This window comes from Vibrio jasicida 090810c, from assembly GCF_002887615.1.
GTDB lineage: Bacteria > Pseudomonadota > Gammaproteobacteria > Enterobacterales > Vibrionaceae > Vibrio > Vibrio jasicida.
Genome location: NZ_CP025792.1, coordinates 2096895 through 2118027 on the forward strand (window position 1 = coordinate 2096895; position 21133 = coordinate 2118027).

Consider the following 21133-nt stretch of genomic DNA (forward strand, 5'->3'; position numbering starts at 1 on the left):
GCAAGCCTGTAATTTACCTTTCAAAAGGCCAGCATCACGCTGGCCTTTTTGTGATCTAACCCTCGTAATACCTAGCCTCACACGTAATAAAGCAACCGCTTAATTTTAAGTAATTAATAATTCTTTTGGCCTAGCGCAAAGGTTTGCGCGCACGATAAACTATTCGTACCGATATGTGACGGGTTACCTAAAACCTTACTGAAATCATGGATAATTTTTGAGCTACATCCCTGTTTTCTCCCCGCCCCGTTGCTAGCATGGTGAGCAGATAAAAATTAAAACATTATTACAAAATCCCTACAAAAATCCTTATAAGGAGCACCTATGACCGTTATGGAACATACAAAGGCTGCAACACTTGATCTAACCAAACACGGACTGCACAACGTTAAAGAGGTTGTTCGCAACCCAAGCTACGAAATGCTATTCGAGGAAGAGACCCGTGCTGACCTGACAGGTTATGAACGTGGTGTCGTTACGGAACTCGGCGCGGTTGCCGTAGACACTGGTATCTTCACTGGTCGCTCACCAAAAGATAAGTACATCGTAAAAGATGCAACCACAGAAGAGCACATGTGGTGGACTTCTGATGCAGTGAAAAACGACAACAAAGCCATCAACAAAGAAGTGTGGGACGATCTAAAAGAGCTCGTGACCAACCAGCTTTCTGGTAAACGCCTATTTGTGATTGACGGTTATTGTGGTGCAAACCCAGACACTCGTTTGAGTATTCGAGTGATTACAGAAGTCGCATGGCAAGCGCACTTCGTAAAAAACATGTTTATCCGTCCAACAGAAGAAGAGTTGGCAACGTTTGAACCTGATTTCGTCGTAATGAACGGTGCGAAGTGCACGAACGACAAGTGGGAAGAACAAGGCCTGAACTCTGAAAACTTCACGGTGTTCAATCTAACAGAGCGCATGCAACTGATCGGTGGTACTTGGTACGGCGGTGAAATGAAGAAAGGCATGTTCGCCATGATGAACTACTTCCTTCCGCTGAAAGACATCGCATCAATGCACTGTAGTGCAAACATGGGCGAAGAAGGCGATGTAGCAATTTTCTTTGGTCTATCTGGCACAGGTAAAACAACGCTATCTACAGACCCTAAACGTGCACTGATTGGTGATGATGAGCACGGTTGGGATGACGACGGCGTATTCAACTTCGAAGGTGGCTGTTACGCGAAAACCATCAAACTATCGAAAGAAGCTGAGCCTGATATCTACAACGCAATCCGCCGCGATGCACTATTAGAGAACGTTACAGTTCGTAGTGATGGTTCTATCGACTTTGATGATGGGTCTAAGACAGAAAACACTCGTGTTTCTTACCCACTGCATCACATCGACAACATTGTTAAGCCAGTATCAAAAGGCGGTCACGCGAATAAGGTGATCTTCCTATCAGCAGACGCATTCGGCGTACTACCTCCGGTTTCTAAACTGACTCCTGAGCAAACTAAGTACCACTTCTTGTCTGGCTTTACCGCTAAACTAGCCGGTACAGAACGTGGCATCACTGAACCAACACCAACCTTCTCGGCATGTTTCGGGGCAGCGTTCTTAACCCTACACCCAACTAAGTACGCAGAAGTACTGGTTAAACGCATGGAAGCAGCTGGCGCAGAAGCTTACCTAGTCAACACTGGTTGGAACGGCAGCGGCAAGCGTATTTCTATCCAAGATACACGCGGCATTATCGATGCAATCCTTGACGGCTCAATTGAAGATGCGAAAACCAAGCATATTCCTATCTTCAACCTAGAGGTGCCAACTTCACTTCCAGGTGTCGATCCAAGCATCCTTGACCCACGTGAGACTTACGTTGATCCACTTCAATGGGAAAGCAAAGCGAAAGATTTGGCAGAACGCTTCATCAACAACTTTGATAAGTACACTGACAATGCTGAAGGCCAATCTTTGGTGGCAGCAGGACCTCAGTTGGATTAAACCATCAACGAAGTCTGCGTGACTTAGCTACAAAAATAATCGTCAAGCCCCTCTTTTGAGGGGCTTTTTATTGAATCCCACCCCAGATTGATACAAGCTTAAGCCTATCTAGGTTGCTCAAGAGACATCTCTTCATCGGGTTAACCATTATTTTGCGCACAGGTTTTGGCAAGGATGAAAACAGCAGGTCGAATTCTAATTCTTATATTCGTATTGGCGATCGCGGTACCAACTGCTTTTATCGCCTTACTGACGACCTCGTACTCCAAACAAACCTGGAACCTGCTGTCAGAGTCGACTGAGCTCCCTTTGCAAGCAGAAAGTGTCCAATACGAATTTCCTTACCACCTGAAACTGCAAGGCGTCACATCAAAAGATAAACAATGGCCTTATATCGAACAAGTTGATGTCTGGCTCAACCCCGATGTTCGTCACAATGGAAAGTGGGTTGTCGATAGTTTGCTTATTGATGGTCTGAGCTTGCAACAAGGCATGCCGACTCTCCCTCAATTAACAAATGTCCAATTTCATCAGGTGGCGCTAAAAAACCTCGATTATGCGGATGACGCATTCAGTATTAATGGTTTAAGTCTACAAATCCAAGATCCACAATGGAATGGCAAGGACCAACTCGTTCCTTTCGGTGCAATCCAACTGTCTGCCGAGCAGTGGTACTGGAATGGTGAGACCTTTAACAATGTTTTGGTCGATGTCGATTATAAAGCACAGGACAGCACCCTTTACGGCGCATCGTTTAATTGGCGAGACAGTGAGATTTCAGGCCAAGGGGAGCACTATCCACAAGGTTGGTCGCTGGTGAATGTCACTGTTGACAGGCTCAAAATCAACAACACTCAGTTACAATCCTTGTTAGCGAAACCATGGCATGCTCTACCGATTAACATAAGTCACATTAACAGCCTCGACCTACTGAATGCAGACGTGGAATACGGAGATTGGCATTGGCAGAATTTAGAATTGTCGGTAGAAGATGCATCTCTCCCATTGTCATTGTGGAATACAACAGCACAAATATCTCTGCAAGCTGACAGCGTCAGTTTCCAAGATCAAACCGCGGTTGAGCCTCGCTTGAATGCTCAATTCAAGCCAGGATCCATTCAACTGCAAGAACTAAGCTTAGATTGGCAACAGGGTACCGTTCAGATATCAGGCGAGTTTGAGCCAGAGCATTGGAAAATTAACAACGCCACCATCACTGGATTAAAATGGGCCATCCATCCAGGAGATAAAACCGATTGGTGGCAAACAACGACAGAGAAGCTCCAGCAAGTCGATGTTAAGCAGTTAGAGATTGAACGCAGTCAAGTAATCCAGTTATCCAAACAACCTTACTGGCAGCTTTCTGGCTTGAATTTGGAGGGTGACCAGATCGAAGTAAAACGCAGCAATGGTCACTGGGGTATTTGGAATGGCAAGCTTGATGCAAGCGTCGTGAATGCCAGTTACGATCAAGTCCTTTCCTCGCATGCTGCGATCGCAACCCAAAGTGAAAATGGCTTCTGGCAGCTAACACGTTTGTTTGCGCCATTAGAGCAAGGCTATATCGAAGGCTTGGGGCAAATCGATCTCAGTACCACCAGTCAACCATGGGCACTAAACCTCAATGCAGATGGTATTCCCCTGCAATTACTTCACCCATACTTACCAACAGCACTTGCGGTCAATGGCTTCTCTGACTTAAGTCTCGATTTAAAAGGATTGGCGGGCGATCAAAACATGCTTTCTTACAGCTTATCGGGAGAAGTCGAAGCCAACTTGCGTGATACCACCTTGAAATCGCAAGCGGACGATTCACTAAAGTCAGTCACTTTCAGCCCATTGCGACTGCAAGCTCAGCGAGGCGAAGTAAAGCTTCAACCAGTGACCATTTCCGGCAAAGCCATTTCGGGTAACCTATCGGGTGAGTTTGATATGGCGAATAACCCACTGAGCGGTGTGATTTATCAGCTCAAAGAAGTGTGTGGAAAAGTTCAAGGTGACATATTGAGTGGCGACGTCGAAACCAATGAATGTGCAATTAAGCCAAAGCAAACTGAGTCAATCGAATCAGAAAAGCCTTCATCGAAAGTAACAAGCAGAAAAACGATTGACGCAATTAATTTAGAGCACCATGAAGAAGAACTGAGCGAAGAAGTGGTCGAAGAGGAAGAGCCTCGCGCAACGGTGCACTCAGAAGAGCTACTTATCTCTTATCAAGAAGACTCGACTAAAGGTCCAGTTAAAGAAAGCGCGGCAGAAACTAACGCTGCGCCGCAAGGCCGTGACCTAACATCTGAAAAAGGCGCATCTGCAAACACAGACGCGCCACAAGAAACACTAACAGCTGAGTAACTTAGAGTAATTCGGTAGCAGCATGTAAGTACCAACAAAGTCCACTGCTGGTACGTCACCACTGTAAATCACCACATGAATAACAATGCGCGCTTTACGTCCTGACGCAAGCCTGTCCAAATCACCACTAATACCATCAAGTGAGGTACTCGCCACAGGATTCTGCTCAACCGGATGGCGATAGCGAATCGAACTGTCTGCCAACACGATATCGCCGTGCAAACCACGCTCTTTCATCAACAACCACGTCATACCCCACCCCGTCAATGTCGCCAGAGTAAAGGCAGAGCCTGCAAACATGGTGTTATGCGGATTCAAGTTTGGATTGAGCTGTGCGCTACACTCAAACTGGTAACCCGTGTATTGATTGATTTTGATCCCCATCTTATCTGCAATTGGGATCTGCGCTTCCCAGCGTTCTTGTAGCTCGGTACACCAGTCGGGACGGCGAAGTACATCAGCCATTGGGTCAAGGTGTTTGACCATCTGTTGGTGGCGCACCGGTCCACGTTCATCGGTCAGTTCACCTCTTCGCTCAAAACCGTTCTTTTCGTAGAAGGCAATCGCATCTTCACGCGCATTACACACCAAACGCTTCGCGCCTTCTTGACGCGCCAGAGATTCCAACGCCACGAGCACTAATGAGCCCATGCCTTTGCTACGACGGTTATTTTTCACCGCCATGTAGCGGATCTGACCATCATTATCTGGGGTAATGTACAAACGACCAATTGCCATAGGGCGGCCACGACTGTCAGTAATCATGCGATGATGGCTCATGCCATCGTACTCATCACGCTCTGATCCTATCGGCATACGCCAAGGTTCACGTAGCAGTTGCCAGCGAAATTGATAGTACTTATTGAGCTGATTTTCTGTTTTTGGAGTTATGAGTTTGAACATATCAATCCTTGAAAGTACAAATCAAATGAAAGCCTTAGGAGAAAACACCCAAGCAAATTCAATTCGCTTGGGCTTAAAGCTTAGACCATGATATTGGAGTTACCAGATTAGACCTGTAGCCAGAAAGTCACCGGGCCGTCATTAATTAATGACACTTTCATATCAGCAGCAAAGCGGCCACGTTGCGTTGGTAGCTCTTGCTCACACAAATCAGAAAAGTAATCATACAGACGTTCTGCATCCGCAGGGTGTGCACCACGAGAAAAGCCTGCACGAGTGCCTTTTTTGGTGTCTGCTGGTAACGTAAATTGAGACACCACCAACACCTTACCGTTCACTTGTTTGACGTTGAGGTTCATTTTACCGTCATCGTCTTCAAACACTCGATAAGTGGTTACGCGCTCCATCAAACGTTTTGCTTTTGCTTCATCATCGTCCTTCTCTACACCAAGTAGAACAAGTAGACCTTGGTCGATTTCACCGACAACTTCACCGTCCACGCGAACGGCGGCTTCACTGACTCGTTGGATTAGCGCTATCACGACTCTCGCTTCCTTCATCTGTTAATTGCAATTCTGCCGTCGAGTGTATCATTTCTAGGTCATCACTCCAGTGCTCTCTTTCTCCCAAAGCCGCGGTGACTTCCGCACCAATCAAAACAATGAGCCAACACAAATACACCCACACAAACAAGATTGGAATGGCCGCTAACGCGCCATAAATCAACTGATAAGAAGGAAACTGGGTAATGTAGAAAGCAAAGCCTTTCTTACTCAATTCAAACAGCACAGCAGCAATAGCAGCGCCAACTGCACCATGGGATAGGTATACCTTTTTGTTTGGCACTAAAAAGTACAAGCCCATAAACGCAAAGAAGGACAACAACAAAGGCAGCCAACGCAAAAACAGGTTGTAAGCGCCCGATAGCGTTTCGTTCTCAATCAGCTTAAGGGACGTCACGTAAGACGTCGCAGCAATACTTGCGCCGACCAAAATCGGACCAAGGGTCAACACCATCCAATACATTGAGAAAGAAAAGACAGGGCGGCGTTTGTCTTTTACTCGCCAAATGTAGTTTAAGTTCTTATCGATATTTGAAATCAACATCAAAGCCGCAACAAATAGAAAAGCACCGCCCACGGCAGTCATTTTTCCTGTATTCGAAACGAATTCTTGCAGCGCCGTTCTTACTGCATCACCAGAAGCTGGGACAAAGTTATCAATGATGTAACCTTGCAAGGTTTCACCCACATTCTCAAACACCGGAAACTTCGACAATATCGACAAAAGTACCGTCAACATCGGCACAATAGACAGCAAAGTAATATAAGCTAGATAGCCAGCATTGACGTTGACGCGATCGTGCGTCATTCGTTTGAGAAGATATTTGGAAAACGCGACGCTCCCCGGCACAAGCCTAGTCAATCTCACCTTGTAACTCTCTGATAACTGGTTCATAGTTCATCCCATAAATTAGCGTCGAGGACATAAGAATGCCTTATTTATTAGCAATTGTACTATCAATTTTCACTTTAACAGGATGTCAGTCCGCTTATTATTCAGCGATGGAGCAAGTGGGATACCACAAGCGTGACATCATGGTTGATCGCGTTGAAGACGCCAAAGAATCACAACAAGACGCACAAGAAGAATTTACCAGTGCACTCGAAGCACTTTCTGCCTTAACCAATTTTGATGGTGGTGAACTGGAAAGCGTCTATAACAACATAAACGATAAATACGAAGACAGCGAAAAAGCAGCACAAGACGTGCGCGATCGTATTGCTGCAATTGAAGACGTGTCCGATGCGCTGTTTGATGAGTGGCAGGGCGAACTAGACTTGTACACCAGCGCGAAGCTACGTCGCTCAAGTGAACAAAAGCTGCGTGAGACCAAAGCATCTTACAAAACCATGCTCAGTGCGATGAAGCGTGCTGAAGACAAGATGACGCCAGTACTCAACACACTCCGCGACAACACGCTTTACTTAAAACACAACCTAAACGCGAGCGCGATTGGCTCTCTAAAAGGTGAATTTTCTAGCCTAGAGAAAGACATCCAATACGCAATCAAACAAATGAATGCCGCGATCGCAGAATCAGATAAGTTCCTGCAACAGCTGAATCAAAAGTGAGCCTTTACAAGCTCCTCTTCGTGAGGAGCTTTTAGTTTGTGCTCTCGACCACTAAGCCTGTGACTCTTCGAACAAACTCGACCCTTTCTGGTATTGTTCCCCATGGTACTTCAACCACTTCATAACCCAGCTCAGCATACGTCTCGACAAGGGCGTGATGAATCTGAAGCGCTTCTTCAAAGTTGTGTGGGCGTACTTCATCTTGAACATAGATTGATGCCTCAGGTCGACAAGTTAGCACCTGACTATGGTACCCAGCACTCTCCGTTAAGAAGGCTTGCTCAACGAGACACCCTCCAACTTGCAGATAAGCCACAATATCGGGAATCGCGCGATCCATAAAAGCCACCTGATGACTCAGCGACTCACACTTTTGCTTACCCATAAACTCAAGACATAAGTTGGCAAACTCGGGTAGGTTACTCCAAGGCAAGATGCCATTTTCTAACTGACTTTGTTGCTCTATCAAAATACGTGAGCCTTCAGCAAACGTTGCATACCCTAAATGACCGAGCGCATTCAACAAGGTCGTTTTGCCGGCGCCTGGGCCACCCGTAATCACAATTGGCCTCATGTACTCTTTTCCCTTCAGATACAAAAAACCCCGAGCATAACTCGGGGTTTCTTCTTAATCGAATCCGTTAAAACAGATTATTTACCTGCACGAGAAGCGCGTTTACGGTCGCTTTCTGTTAGGAATTTCTTACGGATACGGATGCTTTCTGGCGTTACTTCTACTAGTTCATCTTCATCAATAAACTCTAGAGCTTGCTCAAGAGTGTGCTTGATTGGTGGAGTTAGAACCTGAGCGTCATCAGTACCAGATGCACGAACGTTGGTTAGCTGCTTACCTTTCAGAGCGTTTACTGTTAGGTCGTTATCGCGGCTATGAATACCGATAACCATGCCTTCGTAAACTTCTACACCGTGACCGATAAATAGGCGACCACGTTCTTGAAGGTTAAACAGTGCGTTAGTCAGTGCTTTACCCATTGCGTTAGCGATTAGTACGCCGTTGATACGCTGACCGATGTTACCGCCTTTGTGTGGACCGTAGTGATCAAACGTATGGTAAAGAAGACCAGAACCTGACGTTAGCGTCATGAATTCAGTTTGGAAACCGATCAAGCCACGAGAAGGCATATCGAAGTCCATGCGCACACGGCCTTTACCGTCTGGTGCCATGTCTTTCAGCTCACCTTTACGTAGGCCGATGTTTTCCATGATGCCGCCTTGGTGCTCTTCAAGAACATCAATCGTTACTGTTTCAAACGGTTCCATTAGCTGACCATCTTCTTCTTTGATGATTACTTCTGGACGAGATACAGCAAGCTCAAAGCCTTCGCGACGCATGTTTTCGATCAGGATAGATAGGTGAAGTTCACCACGGCCTGAAACGCGGAATTTGTCTGGATCGTCTGTTTGCTCAACGCGCAGTGCTACGTTGTGTACCAATTCTTTCTCTAGACGCTCAAGGATGTTACGTGAAGTTACGAATTTACCTTCTTTACCCGCGAATGGAGACGTGTTTACTTGGAACGTCATCGTTACTGTTGGTTCATCAACAGAAAGTGCTGGTAGCGCTTCAACTTGGTTTTGAGCACAAATAGTGTCAGAGATTTTCAGCTCACCAAGACCAGTGATTGCAATGATATCACCAGCGTTCGCTTGCTCAACTTCGTGACGCTCTAGACCAAGGTAACCCATTACCGTACCCACTTTACCGTTGCGCGTTTTACCGTCAGCACCGATAACTGTTACTTGTTGGTTTGGCTTAACGCTACCGCGAGTTACACGAGCAACACCGATAACACCAACGTAAGAGCTGTAGTCTAGCTGAGAAACTTGCATCTGTAGTGGACCGTCTAGGTCAACTTCTGGAGCGGCTACTTCATCAACGATAGTTTGGAATAGCGGTTCCATGTTTTCGCCAGTTTCGCCCTCTTCTAGAGTAGCCCAACCGTTTAGTGCTGAAGCGTAAACAACTTTAAAGTCTAGCTGTTCGTCAGTTGCACCTAGGTTGTCGAATAGGTCGAATACTTGGTCCATAACCCAATCAGGACGAGCACCTGGGCGGTCAATCTTGTTGATTACAACGATTGGCTTAAGGCCGTGTGCAAATGCTTTTTGTGTTACGAAACGCGTTTGAGGCATCGGGCCATCAACAGCGTCAACGATAAGTAGTACTGAGTCTACCATCGACATAATACGTTCTACTTCACCACCGAAGTCCGCGTGTCCCGGAGTATCTACGATGTTGATGCGGTAATCATTCCAGTTAATTGCTGTGTTTTTAGCAAGAATGGTAATACCACGTTCTTTTTCGATGTCGTTTGAGTCCATGACTCGCTCTTCAGCTTCGCCGCGAGACTCTAGAGTACCTGATTGTTGCAGTAGTTTATCAACCAGTGTTGTTTTACCGTGGTCAACGTGCGCGATGATCGCGATATTTCTTAATTTATCAATCTGTGGAGTAGCCATGGATTTGATTCACTTAGATAGATGAAATGCCCCCACGCTGAGAACGGGTGCTCTCTGGTGACATTTGCTGATTAAAAAAACGGCCATAATGTACCAGATTTTAGCAAAAAGCATAGAAATATGTGATCTACTCCCGAGCTTTTCTGCGAAATTTACGCTTAATGCCCACTTTCCTTATTAAAGCGAATTGATTCAACGCAATTTTATTCCAATCGTTGCGTAATACAAATTGACTCTCGCTCAAAAACTGGACTAAATAAGCAACGTGTTTGTCACATTGTGGTGCAATAATTTAAATGCGCACCATTTTAGTGCAAAGTCAGATCATTTTGGTGCAATCGTTTGCACCAAACTAGGATCTGAAAACATAATCCCTTGAAATTAATGGAATATTTTTTTTGGCACGGTTTTGGCTTTAGAGAAACCAGCATCGATTAATAAAATGTCAAACAGATTAATCAATGCTGGATTTAATCAAGATTTCATAAATCGAGCTTTACCGCTTTATTAACACTGGAGGTTATCCACGATGTCAGTAGAAAACGTTTTATCACTGATCCAAGAGAACGAAGTTAAGTTTGTTGACCTACGCTTCACTGATACAAAAGGTAAAGAGCAGCACATCTCTATCCCTGCTCACCAGATCGACACAGACTTCTTCGAAGAAGGTAAAATGTTCGATGGTTCATCAGTTGCTGGCTGGAAAGGCATTAACGAATCAGACATGGTTATGATGCCAGATGCATCTTCTGCAGTGCTTGACCCATTCACTGAAGATGCAACGCTAAACATCCGTTGTGACATCCTTGAGCCTGCAACAATGCAAGGCTACGATCGCGACCCACGCTCTATTGCTAAACGCGCTGAAGACTTCATGCGCTCTACAGGCGTTGCTGACACAGTACTTATCGGTCCTGAGCCAGAGTTCTTCCTATTTGACGACGTTAAGTTCGCAACTGACATGTCTGGTTCTTTCTTCAAGATTGATGACGTAGAAGCAGCATGGAACACAGGTTCTGATTACGAAGAAGGTAACAAAGGTCACCGTCCAGGCGTTAAAGGTGGTTACTTCCCAGTAGCTCCTGTGGATTCATCTCAAGACATCCGTTCTGCAATGTGTTTAGTAATGGAAGAGATGGGCCTAGTTGTTGAAGCGCACCACCACGAAGTAGCAACTGCGGGTCAAAACGAAATCGCAACTCGCTTCAACACGCTAACAACAAAAGCAGACGAAATCCAAATCTACAAGTACGTTGTACACAACGTTGCACACGCATTTGGTAAGACAGCGACATTCATGCCTAAGCCACTAGTTGGTGACAACGGTTCTGGTATGCACGTTCACCAATCTCTAGCAAAAGATGGCGTTAACCTATTTGCTGGTGATAAGTACGGCGGCCTATCTGAAATGGCGCTTTACTACATTGGCGGTATCATCAAACACGCTCGTGCAATCAACGCATTCGCTAACCCATCAACGAACTCGTACAAGCGTCTTGTACCAGGCTTCGAAGCACCAGTTATGCTAGCTTACTCAGCGCGTAACCGTTCTGCTTCTATCCGCATCCCAGTGGTACCAAGCCCTAAAGCACGTCGTATTGAAGTTCGCTTTGGTGACCCAGCAGCAAACCCATACCTATGTTTCGCAGCAATGCTAATGGCTGGTCTTGACGGTATTAAGAACAAGATCCACCCAGGCGAAGCTATGGATAAAGACCTGTACGACCTTCCAGCGGAAGAAGCAGCAGAAATCCCAACAGTGGCTTACTCACTAAAAGACGCTCTAGAAGAACTAGATGCAGACCGTGAGTTCCTAACAGCTGGCGGCGTATTCTCTGATGACTTCATCGATTCTTACATCAGCCTGAAAGCGCAAGATGTTGAGAAAGTAAACATGACAACTCACCCACTTGAGTTCGAACTTTACTACTCTGTATAAGGTCTAAGCTGTGTAAAATGTAAACACAGTTACAAAATATTAGGCTCGCCTCGCAGGCGGGCCTTTTTTGTATACGCTCAACTAAGTTGCCCGTTTAACATGGAGAGATAACAAAAATACGCCTGAATCTTTTATCTTTATGGATCAAGGTTCTAGGCAACCGAAACGTGAAATCATCGATCAAAAGAAGGTGAGCAATGAAAGTTCAGCTTTTACCAACCCTGTACGCGCTCAGTACCTTGCTGATGGCGTCGACCGCTGGTGCCCAAGTCGCTTACACTTGGGTAGATAAGGACGGGGTCATCCACTTTAGTGACACCCCCAATCAAGGTGCAAAAACCATTTCACTTCCCAACCTAGAGGCTAGTGCACCTGCTCCCCGGGTACAAAGTACGGAGTCTTTAACACCTCAAGCCAGCGTACCAAAAGAGACTGCTGATACACCGAAAGCAAAAACCGAAAAACCTGTGCCGCTTTCCCTATCCATGCTCACACCTCAACATGATGAAACCATAAGAAGTAACAATGGGTTAATCAACATCCAACTGGATGCCAACCGCAAACTAGGGATTGGAGAGCAACTGCAACTCATCCTTGATGGCAAGCCTTATGGAGCCCCTCAAAGCCGCCTCACTTGGCAACTCAGCAACATTGACCGTGGTACTCACACCCTTGCGGTACAAGCGAAAAGAAGCGGCAAGCTTATTGCATCTACTAGCCCTATAACGGTGCATTTACATAGAGCGAGTATCAAGCCGACCATTAAAGGGGCAAAGTAGAATATTAAGTGAGAAAAAACGCACGCTCGCGCTGCTTTTCACTTTTTCTTCTGAGATTTATTCGCCATACTTACGTTCTATTGCACCAATATAGTGCAGCGCACAATCACAACGCAAACAAGGACGTAATGTGGATACTAGTCTCTCCAGTGCCATCCTCAATAACATGGTGACAGCGACGTTGATTCTCGATGATGGATTGGCGGTACGTTATGCCAACCCTTCGGCTGAGTTGCTGTTTTCACAAAGCGCTAAGCGCATTGTCGAGCAATCACTGTCTCAATTGATTCAACATGCGTCTTTGGATCTGGCTTTACTGACCCAGCCACTACAAAGCGGTCAAAGTATTACCGACAGCGACGTTACCTTTGTTGTCGATGGCCGGCCTTTAATGTTAGAGGTCACCGTCAGCCCAATCACATGGCAAAAACAATTAATGCTGTTGGTTGAGATGCGCAAGATAGATCAACAACGCCGACTCACTCAAGAGCTTAATCAACACGCTCAACAACAAGCGGCTAAGTTGTTGGTGCGAGGCTTAGCACATGAGATCAAGAATCCACTGGGCGGTCTACGCGGCGCGGCACAGCTATTGGAGAAAATGCTGCCCGATCCGTCTCTAACCGAATATACGCATATCATCATTGAACAAGCAGATCGCCTGAGAGCCTTGGTAGACCGATTACTTGGACCACAAAAACCAGGCAAGAAAACGCTAGAGAACCTTCACCAAGTGTTGGAGAAGGTACGCCAATTGGTTGAGCTGGAATCTCAGCATTCGGTGGTAGTTGAACGCGATTACGATCCAAGCTTGCCAGAGTTGCTAATGGATGCAGACCAAATTGAGCAAGCGATGCTCAATATTGTTAGCAATGCCGCACAAATACTGTCTCACCAAGAACACGGTAAAATCACCATACGCACCAGAACGGTGCACCAAGCCAATATTCACGGCCAACGCTGCAAGCTCGCTGCTCGCATAGAAATCACCGATAACGGTCCAGGTATCCCACCAGAATTACAAGATACGTTGTTCTATCCCATGGTCAGTGGCCGTGAAGGTGGAACAGGGCTCGGACTGTCTATCTCACAAAACCTGATCGACCAGCACAACGGCAAGATTGATGTCGAAAGCTGGCCAGGTCACACCACTTTTACGATTTATTTGCCAATCTGACCACGCTAAATGGTTTTGGTATTCGTCAGTTTTTAGGCTTTCGCTGCAAGGATTTATACATGAGTAAAGGATATGTTTGGGTCGTCGATGACGACAGTTCGATTCGCTGGGTGATGGAGAAAACACTCTCATCAGCCAACATTAAATGCGAAACCTACGCGGACGGGGAAAGTGTACTGATGGCGCTAGAGCGCGAAGTACCAGACGTGTTGGTTTCGGATATCCGTATGCCGGGTATCGACGGACTAGAGCTACTAAAGCAAGTTCAGCATGACTATCCTGATCTACCTGTCATCATCATGACGGCACATTCGGATTTAGACGCCGCTGTAAATGCCTACCAAAAAGGCGCATTCGAATATCTGCCAAAACCATTTGATATTGATGAAACCCTCACTCTGGTTGAACGTGCAATAGCCCACAGCCAAGAAAACAAACGTGAGCAATTGCTCCCAGAAGAGATTCCAACCGACACACCAGAAATCATCGGTGAAGCACCGGCGATGCAAGAAGTGTTTCGCGCCATCGGTCGCCTATCTCGCTCTTCCATTTCCGTTTTGATCAACGGCGAATCAGGTACAGGTAAAGAACTGGTAGCTCATGCTCTGCACCGCCATAGTCCGCGCGCCAACAAACCTTTTATTGCTCTCAATATGGCCGCGATTCCAAAAGACTTAATTGAGTCGGAATTGTTCGGCCATGAAAAAGGCGCATTTACTGGCGCAAACAGTGTTCGCCAAGGTCGCTTTGAGCAAGCCAATGGTGGCACGCTGTTTTTGGATGAAATTGGTGATATGCCATTAGATATTCAAACTCGCTTATTACGTGTTTTAGCCGACGGTCAGTTTTATCGAGTGGGTGGCCACTCACCCATTCAAGTCGACGTTCGTATTGTCGCCGCTACCCACCAAAACCTAGAAAAATTGGTCCACGAAGGCGATTTCCGTGAGGATTTATTCCACCGCTTGAACGTTATTCGAGTTCAAATCCCCGCGCTAAGAGAGCGTAAACAAGACATCGAAAAGTTAACGCAACACTTCTTGGTTCGTGCGGCTGATGAGCTCGGTGTCGAAACCAAAGCCTTGCACCCTTCTTCTGTCGACATTCTTAATCGTCTTGATTGGCCGGGTAACGTGCGCCAATTAGAAAACATTTGTCGTTGGTTAACCGTAATGGCAAGTGGTAGTGAAGTGCTACCAAGCGATCTGCCCGCTGAATTATTGGAAGAGAAAAAAATCATCACCGAGACAAGCAGTGGCAGTTGGCAAGAACAATTAGCGGACTGGGCACGCCATGCGTTAGAAGCTGGGGATAAAGAACTACTTTCCTTCGCTTTACCAGAATTTGAACGCATTTTATTGGAAGCTGCGTTAGAACATACTAAAGGTCACAAGCAAGATGCCGCTAAAGTACTAGGTTGGGGACGCAATACCTTAACCAGAAAGTTAAAAGAGCTGTACTGATTTCGAGCGGTCACGACGTTAGAGCATGGTTATCAAGCGCAAATTTTTCATCTCGCTTGATAACCTAAATGTCAGTACAATTACGGCACACCATCCCTTTTGTGACTAGGCAATGTCTAACGCGACGACTCAAATTACACTACGTACTGCTGTTCTCATCCCCTTTGTGATGATTTTTTTGCTGGCTATCGGTGTGATTGTTTACGTCCAAAAGCAGAGCTACGAAGAAGTTGTTACCGACATCAGTGATAAACAACTTTCTGTACTCACAGAAAGTGTTCACGACCATTTGAATGATTACTTACGCAAACCTTTTACCGCCGTCGCTGCACTCGGCCACAACGTCAGTTATCACAACCTTTACCACCCGAATGACACGAAAGACATTCAATCCTATTTGCTCAGCGCATTTAAAGATCTGTACCACTCGATACCGCAACTCGATGTGATCGCTTTTGGCTCAGAAACAGGTGACTTTACCGGTTTTCGCCGCGAGGCAGCCGATGCATATACCCTGATGGTGCAAGACTACCGAACCAAAGGCAGTTTGGTGATTTATGGTAGTGAAGAAGTCAGTGATGATATTCGTACTATCATCGCCCCTTATGACCCAAGAACTCGCCCTTGGTATCAACCCGTAGCACAAGACCATAAAGCCCATTGGTCATCGATTTATGCCAATGCTGATGAGCGTCAAGACATCACTCTTTCTGCGATGACGCCGGTTTACGAAATGGGTACATTTGCTGGCGTCTTGGTCACAGATATACGCATCAACACTTTCAATCAGTTCTTACAAGAGTTAAAGCAAGAGACCAATGCTTCCGTCTATATCATGGACCAACAGCATCGTTTAGTTGCTCACTCAGGACAAGGCAGTGTGATTTCATGGGGTACTAAGTTCTCCGATAAGGGCCAGCGTTTGCTTGCATCAGAGAGTGCCGACCCAATCATAAAAATGAGTGCTGCTCAAGTTAGCCGACAAGTGTTGAATTACACTGATAAACCCTATACGTTCGAATTCGACTTTAATGGTCAGCGCACTTTTAGTCGTATCACGCCTTATCATGACAGCAATGGCTTAACTTGGTTTATCGGCACCTCCATCTCTGAGAGTGAATTACTCGGCACCTTGCCCAAGAGCCAACAAAGGAGCTGGATGGTTGGCTTTTTAGTGAGTCTATTTGGCATCGTTGTCAGTCTACTGATCTTCAATCGCGTCACTCGTCCTATCAATGCTACCGCTACAGCAGCGCAGCATCTGGCTAAAGGGGATTGGGACAGTACGATGCCTCGCCCTGGCTATGTCTACGAAACCACCATCCTTGTACAAGCCTTTAATGAAATGGCCAGTAATCTAAAAGCGTCATTCAAAGCGTTGCGAGAGCAGCTCGAATTCGACTCATTAACCCGTCTCTACAGCCGCCAAGGACTCATTGAAGTCAGTGAAAACAACTCACATGCAGAGCAAGGCAGTTTGTATCTCATTGGGATCAACAAATTTAGGGATATCAACGACAGTGTCGGCCATCACAATGGTGATCAGCTCCTGATCCATGTTGCTGAGCGTCTTAAGCAACAGTTGAAAGAAGAAGCGACGCTAGCTCGTATTGGTGGTGATGAGTTTGCGGTCTTTATGCCAAACATGCACAGCGACGGTGATATTCGTTTAATGGAAAGACGCTTACAGCAATTGCTTGCTGCGCCTTTCATACTCGATGGTGAAACAGTAGTAATCAAGGTTTCGATAGGGGTAGTCAGAACAAAATCAGAGCAATCGATGTCACTGTGGCTACGCAACGCAAGCATCGCCTTAAGCTATGCGAAGCAAGATTCGCTAGCTAGCGTTTGTCACTACAGCCCAGAAATGGCCAGCGCCTCAAAGTTCCGCACTCAAATGCAGGCCAAGATTCAGACGGGCATCGATAATCGTGAATTCGTGCCCTACTATCAACCTATCGTCGATCTGGCAAGCGGCAACATTTGTGGCGCAGAAGCTTTAGCTCGTTGGCACAGTGAATCAGGAATGGTTTCTCCATTAGATTTCATCCCAATCGCAGAAGAAAGCAGCATGATCAAAGCAATAGGGCAACAAATACTCTTCCAAGCATGCCGTGACACACGTAAAGCCATCGACAAAAAACAGTGGCCTGAGAACTTCCAATTGCATGTGAATGTCTCAGTAAACCAACTCTCTTGTCCTGACTTTGTCGACACCGTCAGCAGCGTCCTGAAAACGACTCAATTGCCAGCCAATAATGTCACATTAGAAATTACTGAGTCTCGTATCATTGATAGTGCACCAACAACATTGGATAACCTGATCAAACTGCGTCAAATGGGATTAGGGATTGCCATTGATGATTTTGGTACTGGTTACTCATCTTTAGCGTACCTTCATGCGCTACCATTTACATGCTTGAAGATAGATCGCACCTTTATCAACCGACTCACTGAAGAAGACCTCGACAGCTCTGTTGTTGCCGCGATAGTTAACATCACCAAAGGCATGAAAACCAATGTCGTTGCAGAAGGCGTAGAGACAGCCACGCAGGCAAAGCTGCTTAGCACATTAGGTTGTAACCAAGTACAAGGTTTTTACTATAGCCGCCCATTACCGCTGGAAGACTGGCCAACACATTTGGTTAACATGAAGTAGAAAAGAGCTGAAATCGTTGATTTCCTAGTCATCATCTACTGACAATCTACCTAACTGTTATTTATACTTAACTGCAAATCTTCCCCATGTATTGTCATCGATAATGTTTGGGCTGAGTTCCTGTTCACAACATACAACCCGGATCGACATAATGATAACTAAGAATCTTCCCCTGACTGATTTGCACCGTCACCTTGACGGTAACATTCGCACTAAGACTATTCTTGAGCTTGGTCAGCAGTTTGGTATTGCGCTACCAGCTTATGATATTGAGTCTCTTACTCCACACGTTCAAATTGTTGAAGCTGAGCCATCTCTTGTTGCTTTCCTTTCTAAGCTTGACTGGGGTGTGGCAGTACTGGGCGATCTAGACGCATGTCGTCGTGTCGCTTATGAAAACGTAGAAGACGCTCTAAACGCACAAATCGACTACACTGAACTTCGCTTCTCACCATACTACATGGCGATGAAACACAAACTGCCAGTGGCAGGCGTTGTGGAAGCCGTGGTTGATGGTGTGCAAGCGGGTATGCGTGATTTCGGTGTCAAGGCGAACCTGATTGGCATTATGAGCCGTACATTTGGTACTGATGCTTGTCAGCAAGAGCTGGATGGTATCCTGAGCCAAAAAGATCACATCGTAGCCGTTGACCTAGCAGGTGATGAGCTTGGCCAACCAGGTGACCGTTTTGTCTCTCACTTCAAGCAAGTCCGTGATGCAGGCCTAAGTGTTACTGTTCACGCGGGTGAAGCGGCGGGCGCAGAAAGCATGTGGCAGGCAATTCAAGAGTTAGGTGCAACTCGTATCGGTCATGGTGTAAAAGCGATTCACGATCCTAAACTAATGGATTACCTAGCAGAAAACCGCATTGGTATTGAATCTTGCCTGACGTCAAACTTCCAAACGAGTACGGTTGAATCGCTAGCTAACCACCCGCTTAAGCAATTCCTAGAGCACGGTGTGCTGGCGTGTCTGAACACGGACGACCCAGCAGTTGAAGGTATTGAACTGCCATACGAATACGAAGTGGCAGCACCAGCAGCAGGTCTGACTAAAGAGCAAATTCGCCAAGCGCAAATCAACGGTCTAGACATCGCTTTCCTATCAGATGCAGAAAAAACTGAACTGAAAGAGAAAGTGAAAGATCGCGTTTAATTGCCGCGAAAGACATAAAAAATGCCAGCATTTGCTGGCATTTTTTATATCCGGAATCTATTGAGAGCTTAGATAACGCGAGAGAATTGCTGCTGACGCGCTTTCGCTCGTAGGTACTTGTCGAAGCACATACAGATATTACGAATCAATAAGCGACCACGAAGTGTCACCTGAATTTCACGCTCATCCACCTCTACCAACTTGTCATCAACGAAAGTTTGTAGAAGCTGTAGATCTTCTTTGAAGTACTGTTCGAACTTCACTGCAAACTCAGACTCAATCGCTTTCTTATCCAGTTTAAAGTTACAGATAAGCTGCTTAATCACCTCACGGCGTAGCAAATCATCTGAGTCTAAAGAAACCCCTTTCCAGAGTGCATGACGCAAGTCATTCACTTGAGCATAGTACTTCTTCAACTCTTTTTGGTTTTGCGCGTACGCATCACCAATCATGGAAATCGCAGAAACACCAAAGCCGACCAAATCACACTCACCTTGCGTGGTGTAGCCTTGGAAGTTGCGGTGCAAAATACCTTCACGCTGGGCGACGGCAAGTTCATCATCTGGCATCGCAAAGTGGTCCATACCGATGAATTGGTAACCAGCTCCCGTAAGTGTCGCGATCGTGTCTTGCAGAATCGCCATCTTCTCTTCAGCTTTCGGCAAATCCTCGTCTTTAATCTTACGCTGCGCAGCAAATAGCTGAGGCATATGCGCGTAGTTAAACACAGATAAACGACCCGGCTGCATTTCTAACACTTGCTCAAGTGTTTTAGCAAAGGACACCTTCGTTTGCTTCGGTAAGCCGTAAATTAGATCGAGGTTCGTTGAACGAAAGCCAAGCTCTTTGGCGCGTGCGACCATCGCAAAGATAAATTCTTCATCTTGCTCGCGATTCACAAGCTGCTGAACTTCTTTATTGAAGTCCTGAACACCAATGCTCAGACGATTGAAACCTTCACTGCGCAGATGATCCAGCATGGTTAGTTCGATTTCACGCGGGTCCACCTCAATACTGATTTCAGCGTCCGCATTAAAGATAAATTCTTGGCGCAATAAATCCATCACACGAGTGATTTGTTTTTCAGACAAGAAAGTTGGTGTACCACCACCAAAGTGCAGTTGAGTGACTGTACGCTCACCAAGCAACGATGCGCGTTGACGAATTTCATGCTCCAGTACGTCTAGGTATTCGTCTGCTTTGTGCGAATGACGAGTAATGACCTTGTTACAGCCGCAGTAGTAGCAAAGCTTGTGGCAAAACGGAATATGAACGTACAAAGATAACGGACGATCTGGGTATTGAGTGCATGCCATATCGTAGTCTGAAATGGTAAATGCTTCATGAAACTCCAGCGCCGTTGGGTACGACGTATAGCGAGGACCGGAATAGTTGTACTTATCCAATACCGCTTGATCCCAGACAATTTGCTGCTTCGATTCAGTATGTTGATTCGACATGGTGGTACTTTCCGTTAAATGCGAGGGCAACGAAAATCGTTACCCAATATTCAGAGGTCGTTATTTTGCCATATGACAAAGGCAACAACGGTAACCGCAGGTGGCTTTTTAAGTATAAAACCAAAGAAGTGCTAGCGTGATCACGATACCCCCAATAGCAATAAGGAAACCATTGGGGATACAAACTAGATCATCTGAATATTGATTTGGTTATTCAGTGGCTGGACGTTTTTTTGCAACACTTTGAGTTCTTCTACGATCGTATCTGTCAAGCGCTGCTCTGCTTTATGGCGATCCAAGTTTTGTTGCATACGCTCTTTCTTCGCAAGTTGCTGTCGGTCTTCACCACGCGCCATATCTTTCACAATATGGTAAAGCTCAGAAATCGCTGGGTACGTTTTATCAAAATCCACACGGTCTTCACCCTGAACATAGTCCATGATGTTGTATACACGAATGCTGATTTCAGATAAATCACACTGGCCTTGAATGCCAGCCTGACACAAAGTATGCACGTTCTCAAAAATGTTGGCGTTACGTTTATCGATCGCCAATTTTTTATGCTTCAGCTGCAATTCCTTTTGCTTTTTCAATTGAAGCAGAAGGTAACCTGCATATGAAGCCAGCGCGATAATGATCACAGCACCCGCAATCGCTAATAAGGTTACGTTCATGA

16 protein-coding genes are annotated in these 21133 nt (G+C 45.9%); 9 read left to right on the top strand and 7 right to left on the bottom strand.

The genetic code is table 11. The annotated features are described in order from the left end of the window. Positions 1 to 324: 324 nt before the first annotated feature. On the top strand, positions 325 to 1953 hold the full coding sequence (pckA, locus tag C1S73_RS09910) for a phosphoenolpyruvate carboxykinase (ATP) (RefSeq protein WP_038870046.1): 1629 nt from the start codon (positions 325 to 327) through the stop codon (positions 1951 to 1953). Positions 1954 to 2127: 174 nt separating this feature from the next. Beyond that, positions 2128 to 4305: an AsmA family protein gene (locus C1S73_RS09915; protein ID WP_038870045.1), complete on the top strand. Its 2178-nt coding sequence runs from the start codon at positions 2128 to 2130 to the stop codon at positions 4303 to 4305. Here the strand turns inward: C1S73_RS09915 and C1S73_RS09920 are convergent. The 3 genes from C1S73_RS09920 to C1S73_RS09930 all read right to left on the bottom strand — a co-directional run bounded on the left by C1S73_RS09920 (position 4291) and on the right by C1S73_RS09930 (position 6666). Then, positions 4291 to 5208 carry a bifunctional GNAT family N-acetyltransferase/hotdog fold thioesterase gene (locus tag C1S73_RS09920; RefSeq protein ID WP_038870043.1) on the bottom strand — a complete coding sequence of 306 codons (918 nt, stop codon included), beginning with the start codon at positions 5206 to 5208 and terminating at the stop codon, positions 4291 to 4293. The two genes, C1S73_RS09915 and C1S73_RS09920, sit on opposite strands and share 15 nt — an antisense overlap. Positions 5209 to 5315: 107 nt before the next feature. Beyond that, on the bottom strand, positions 5316 to 5750 hold the full coding sequence (gene dtd, locus C1S73_RS09925; protein ID WP_038870041.1) for a D-aminoacyl-tRNA deacylase: 435 nt from the start codon (positions 5748 to 5750) through the stop codon (positions 5316 to 5318). After that, a complete protein-coding gene (locus C1S73_RS09930; RefSeq protein ID WP_038870039.1) occupies positions 5722 to 6666 on the bottom strand; it encodes a virulence factor BrkB family protein in 945 nt (314 codons plus the stop codon). The genes dtd and C1S73_RS09930 overlap by 29 nt, the downstream gene beginning before the upstream one ends. A gap of 35 nt (positions 6667 to 6701) precedes the next feature. Between C1S73_RS09930 and C1S73_RS09935 the strand changes: the two genes are divergently transcribed. Then, positions 6702 to 7343, top strand: coding sequence for a DUF2959 domain-containing protein (locus C1S73_RS09935; protein WP_005434517.1), 642 nt, complete (start codon positions 6702 to 6704; stop codon positions 7341 to 7343). Positions 7344 to 7374: 31 nt separating this feature from the next. Here C1S73_RS09935 and C1S73_RS09940 read toward each other — a convergent pair whose 3' ends face one another. Together C1S73_RS09940 and typA are read right to left on the bottom strand one after the other, a co-directional pair. Beyond that, complete coding sequence (locus tag C1S73_RS09940; protein WP_038870037.1) at positions 7375 to 7917, bottom strand: AAA family ATPase; 543 nt, start codon at positions 7915 to 7917, stop codon at positions 7375 to 7377. A 77-nt stretch (positions 7918 to 7994) separates the two neighbouring features. Further along, entirely contained in the window at positions 7995 to 9824 is a 1830-nt protein-coding gene (typA, locus tag C1S73_RS09945) for a translational GTPase TypA (protein WP_038870035.1), read from the bottom strand. Positions 9825 to 10353: 529 nt separating this feature from the next. Between typA and glnA the strand changes: the two genes are divergently transcribed. From glnA to add, 6 genes are all read left to right on the top strand, one after another. Then, positions 10354 to 11763, top strand: coding sequence for a glutamate--ammonia ligase (gene glnA / locus C1S73_RS09955; protein WP_038870033.1), 1410 nt, complete (start codon positions 10354 to 10356; stop codon positions 11761 to 11763). Between the two features lie 197 nt (positions 11764 to 11960). Continuing rightward, complete coding sequence (locus C1S73_RS09960) at positions 11961 to 12542, top strand: DUF4124 domain-containing protein (protein WP_038870031.1); 582 nt, start codon at positions 11961 to 11963, stop codon at positions 12540 to 12542. Positions 12543 to 12708: 166 nt separating this feature from the next. Continuing rightward, positions 12709 to 13719, top strand: a complete 1011-nt coding sequence (gene glnL, locus C1S73_RS09965; protein WP_216611206.1) for a nitrogen regulation protein NR(II) — start codon at positions 12709 to 12711, stop codon at positions 13717 to 13719. Between the two features lie 59 nt (positions 13720 to 13778). Continuing rightward, positions 13779 to 15182 (top strand): nitrogen regulation protein NR(I), encoded by a 1404-nt coding sequence (glnG, locus tag C1S73_RS09970; RefSeq protein WP_038870027.1) that lies wholly within the window; start codon positions 13779 to 13781, stop codon positions 15180 to 15182. A gap of 112 nt (positions 15183 to 15294) precedes the next feature. Then, entirely contained in the window at positions 15295 to 17841 is a 2547-nt protein-coding gene (gepA, locus tag C1S73_RS09975; RefSeq protein WP_038870025.1) for a phosphodiesterase GepA, read from the top strand. Between the two features lie 151 nt (positions 17842 to 17992). After that, entirely contained in the window at positions 17993 to 18997 is a 1005-nt protein-coding gene (gene add / locus C1S73_RS09980; protein WP_038870023.1) for an adenosine deaminase, read from the top strand. Positions 18998 to 19065: 68 nt separating this feature from the next. On the opposite strand, the gene hemN is transcribed toward add, so the two are convergent. Then, positions 19066 to 20457 carry an oxygen-independent coproporphyrinogen III oxidase gene (hemN, locus tag C1S73_RS09985; protein ID WP_038870022.1) on the bottom strand — a complete coding sequence of 464 codons (1392 nt, stop codon included), beginning with the start codon at positions 20455 to 20457 and terminating at the stop codon, positions 19066 to 19068. Between the two features lie 185 nt (positions 20458 to 20642). After that, the gene (locus tag C1S73_RS09990) at positions 20643 to 21131 is read right to left on the bottom strand and encodes a DUF2489 domain-containing protein (protein ID WP_038870019.1); all 489 of its coding nucleotides are present in this window, start codon (positions 21129 to 21131) and stop codon (positions 20643 to 20645) included. Positions 21132 to 21133: the final 2 nt, after the last annotated feature.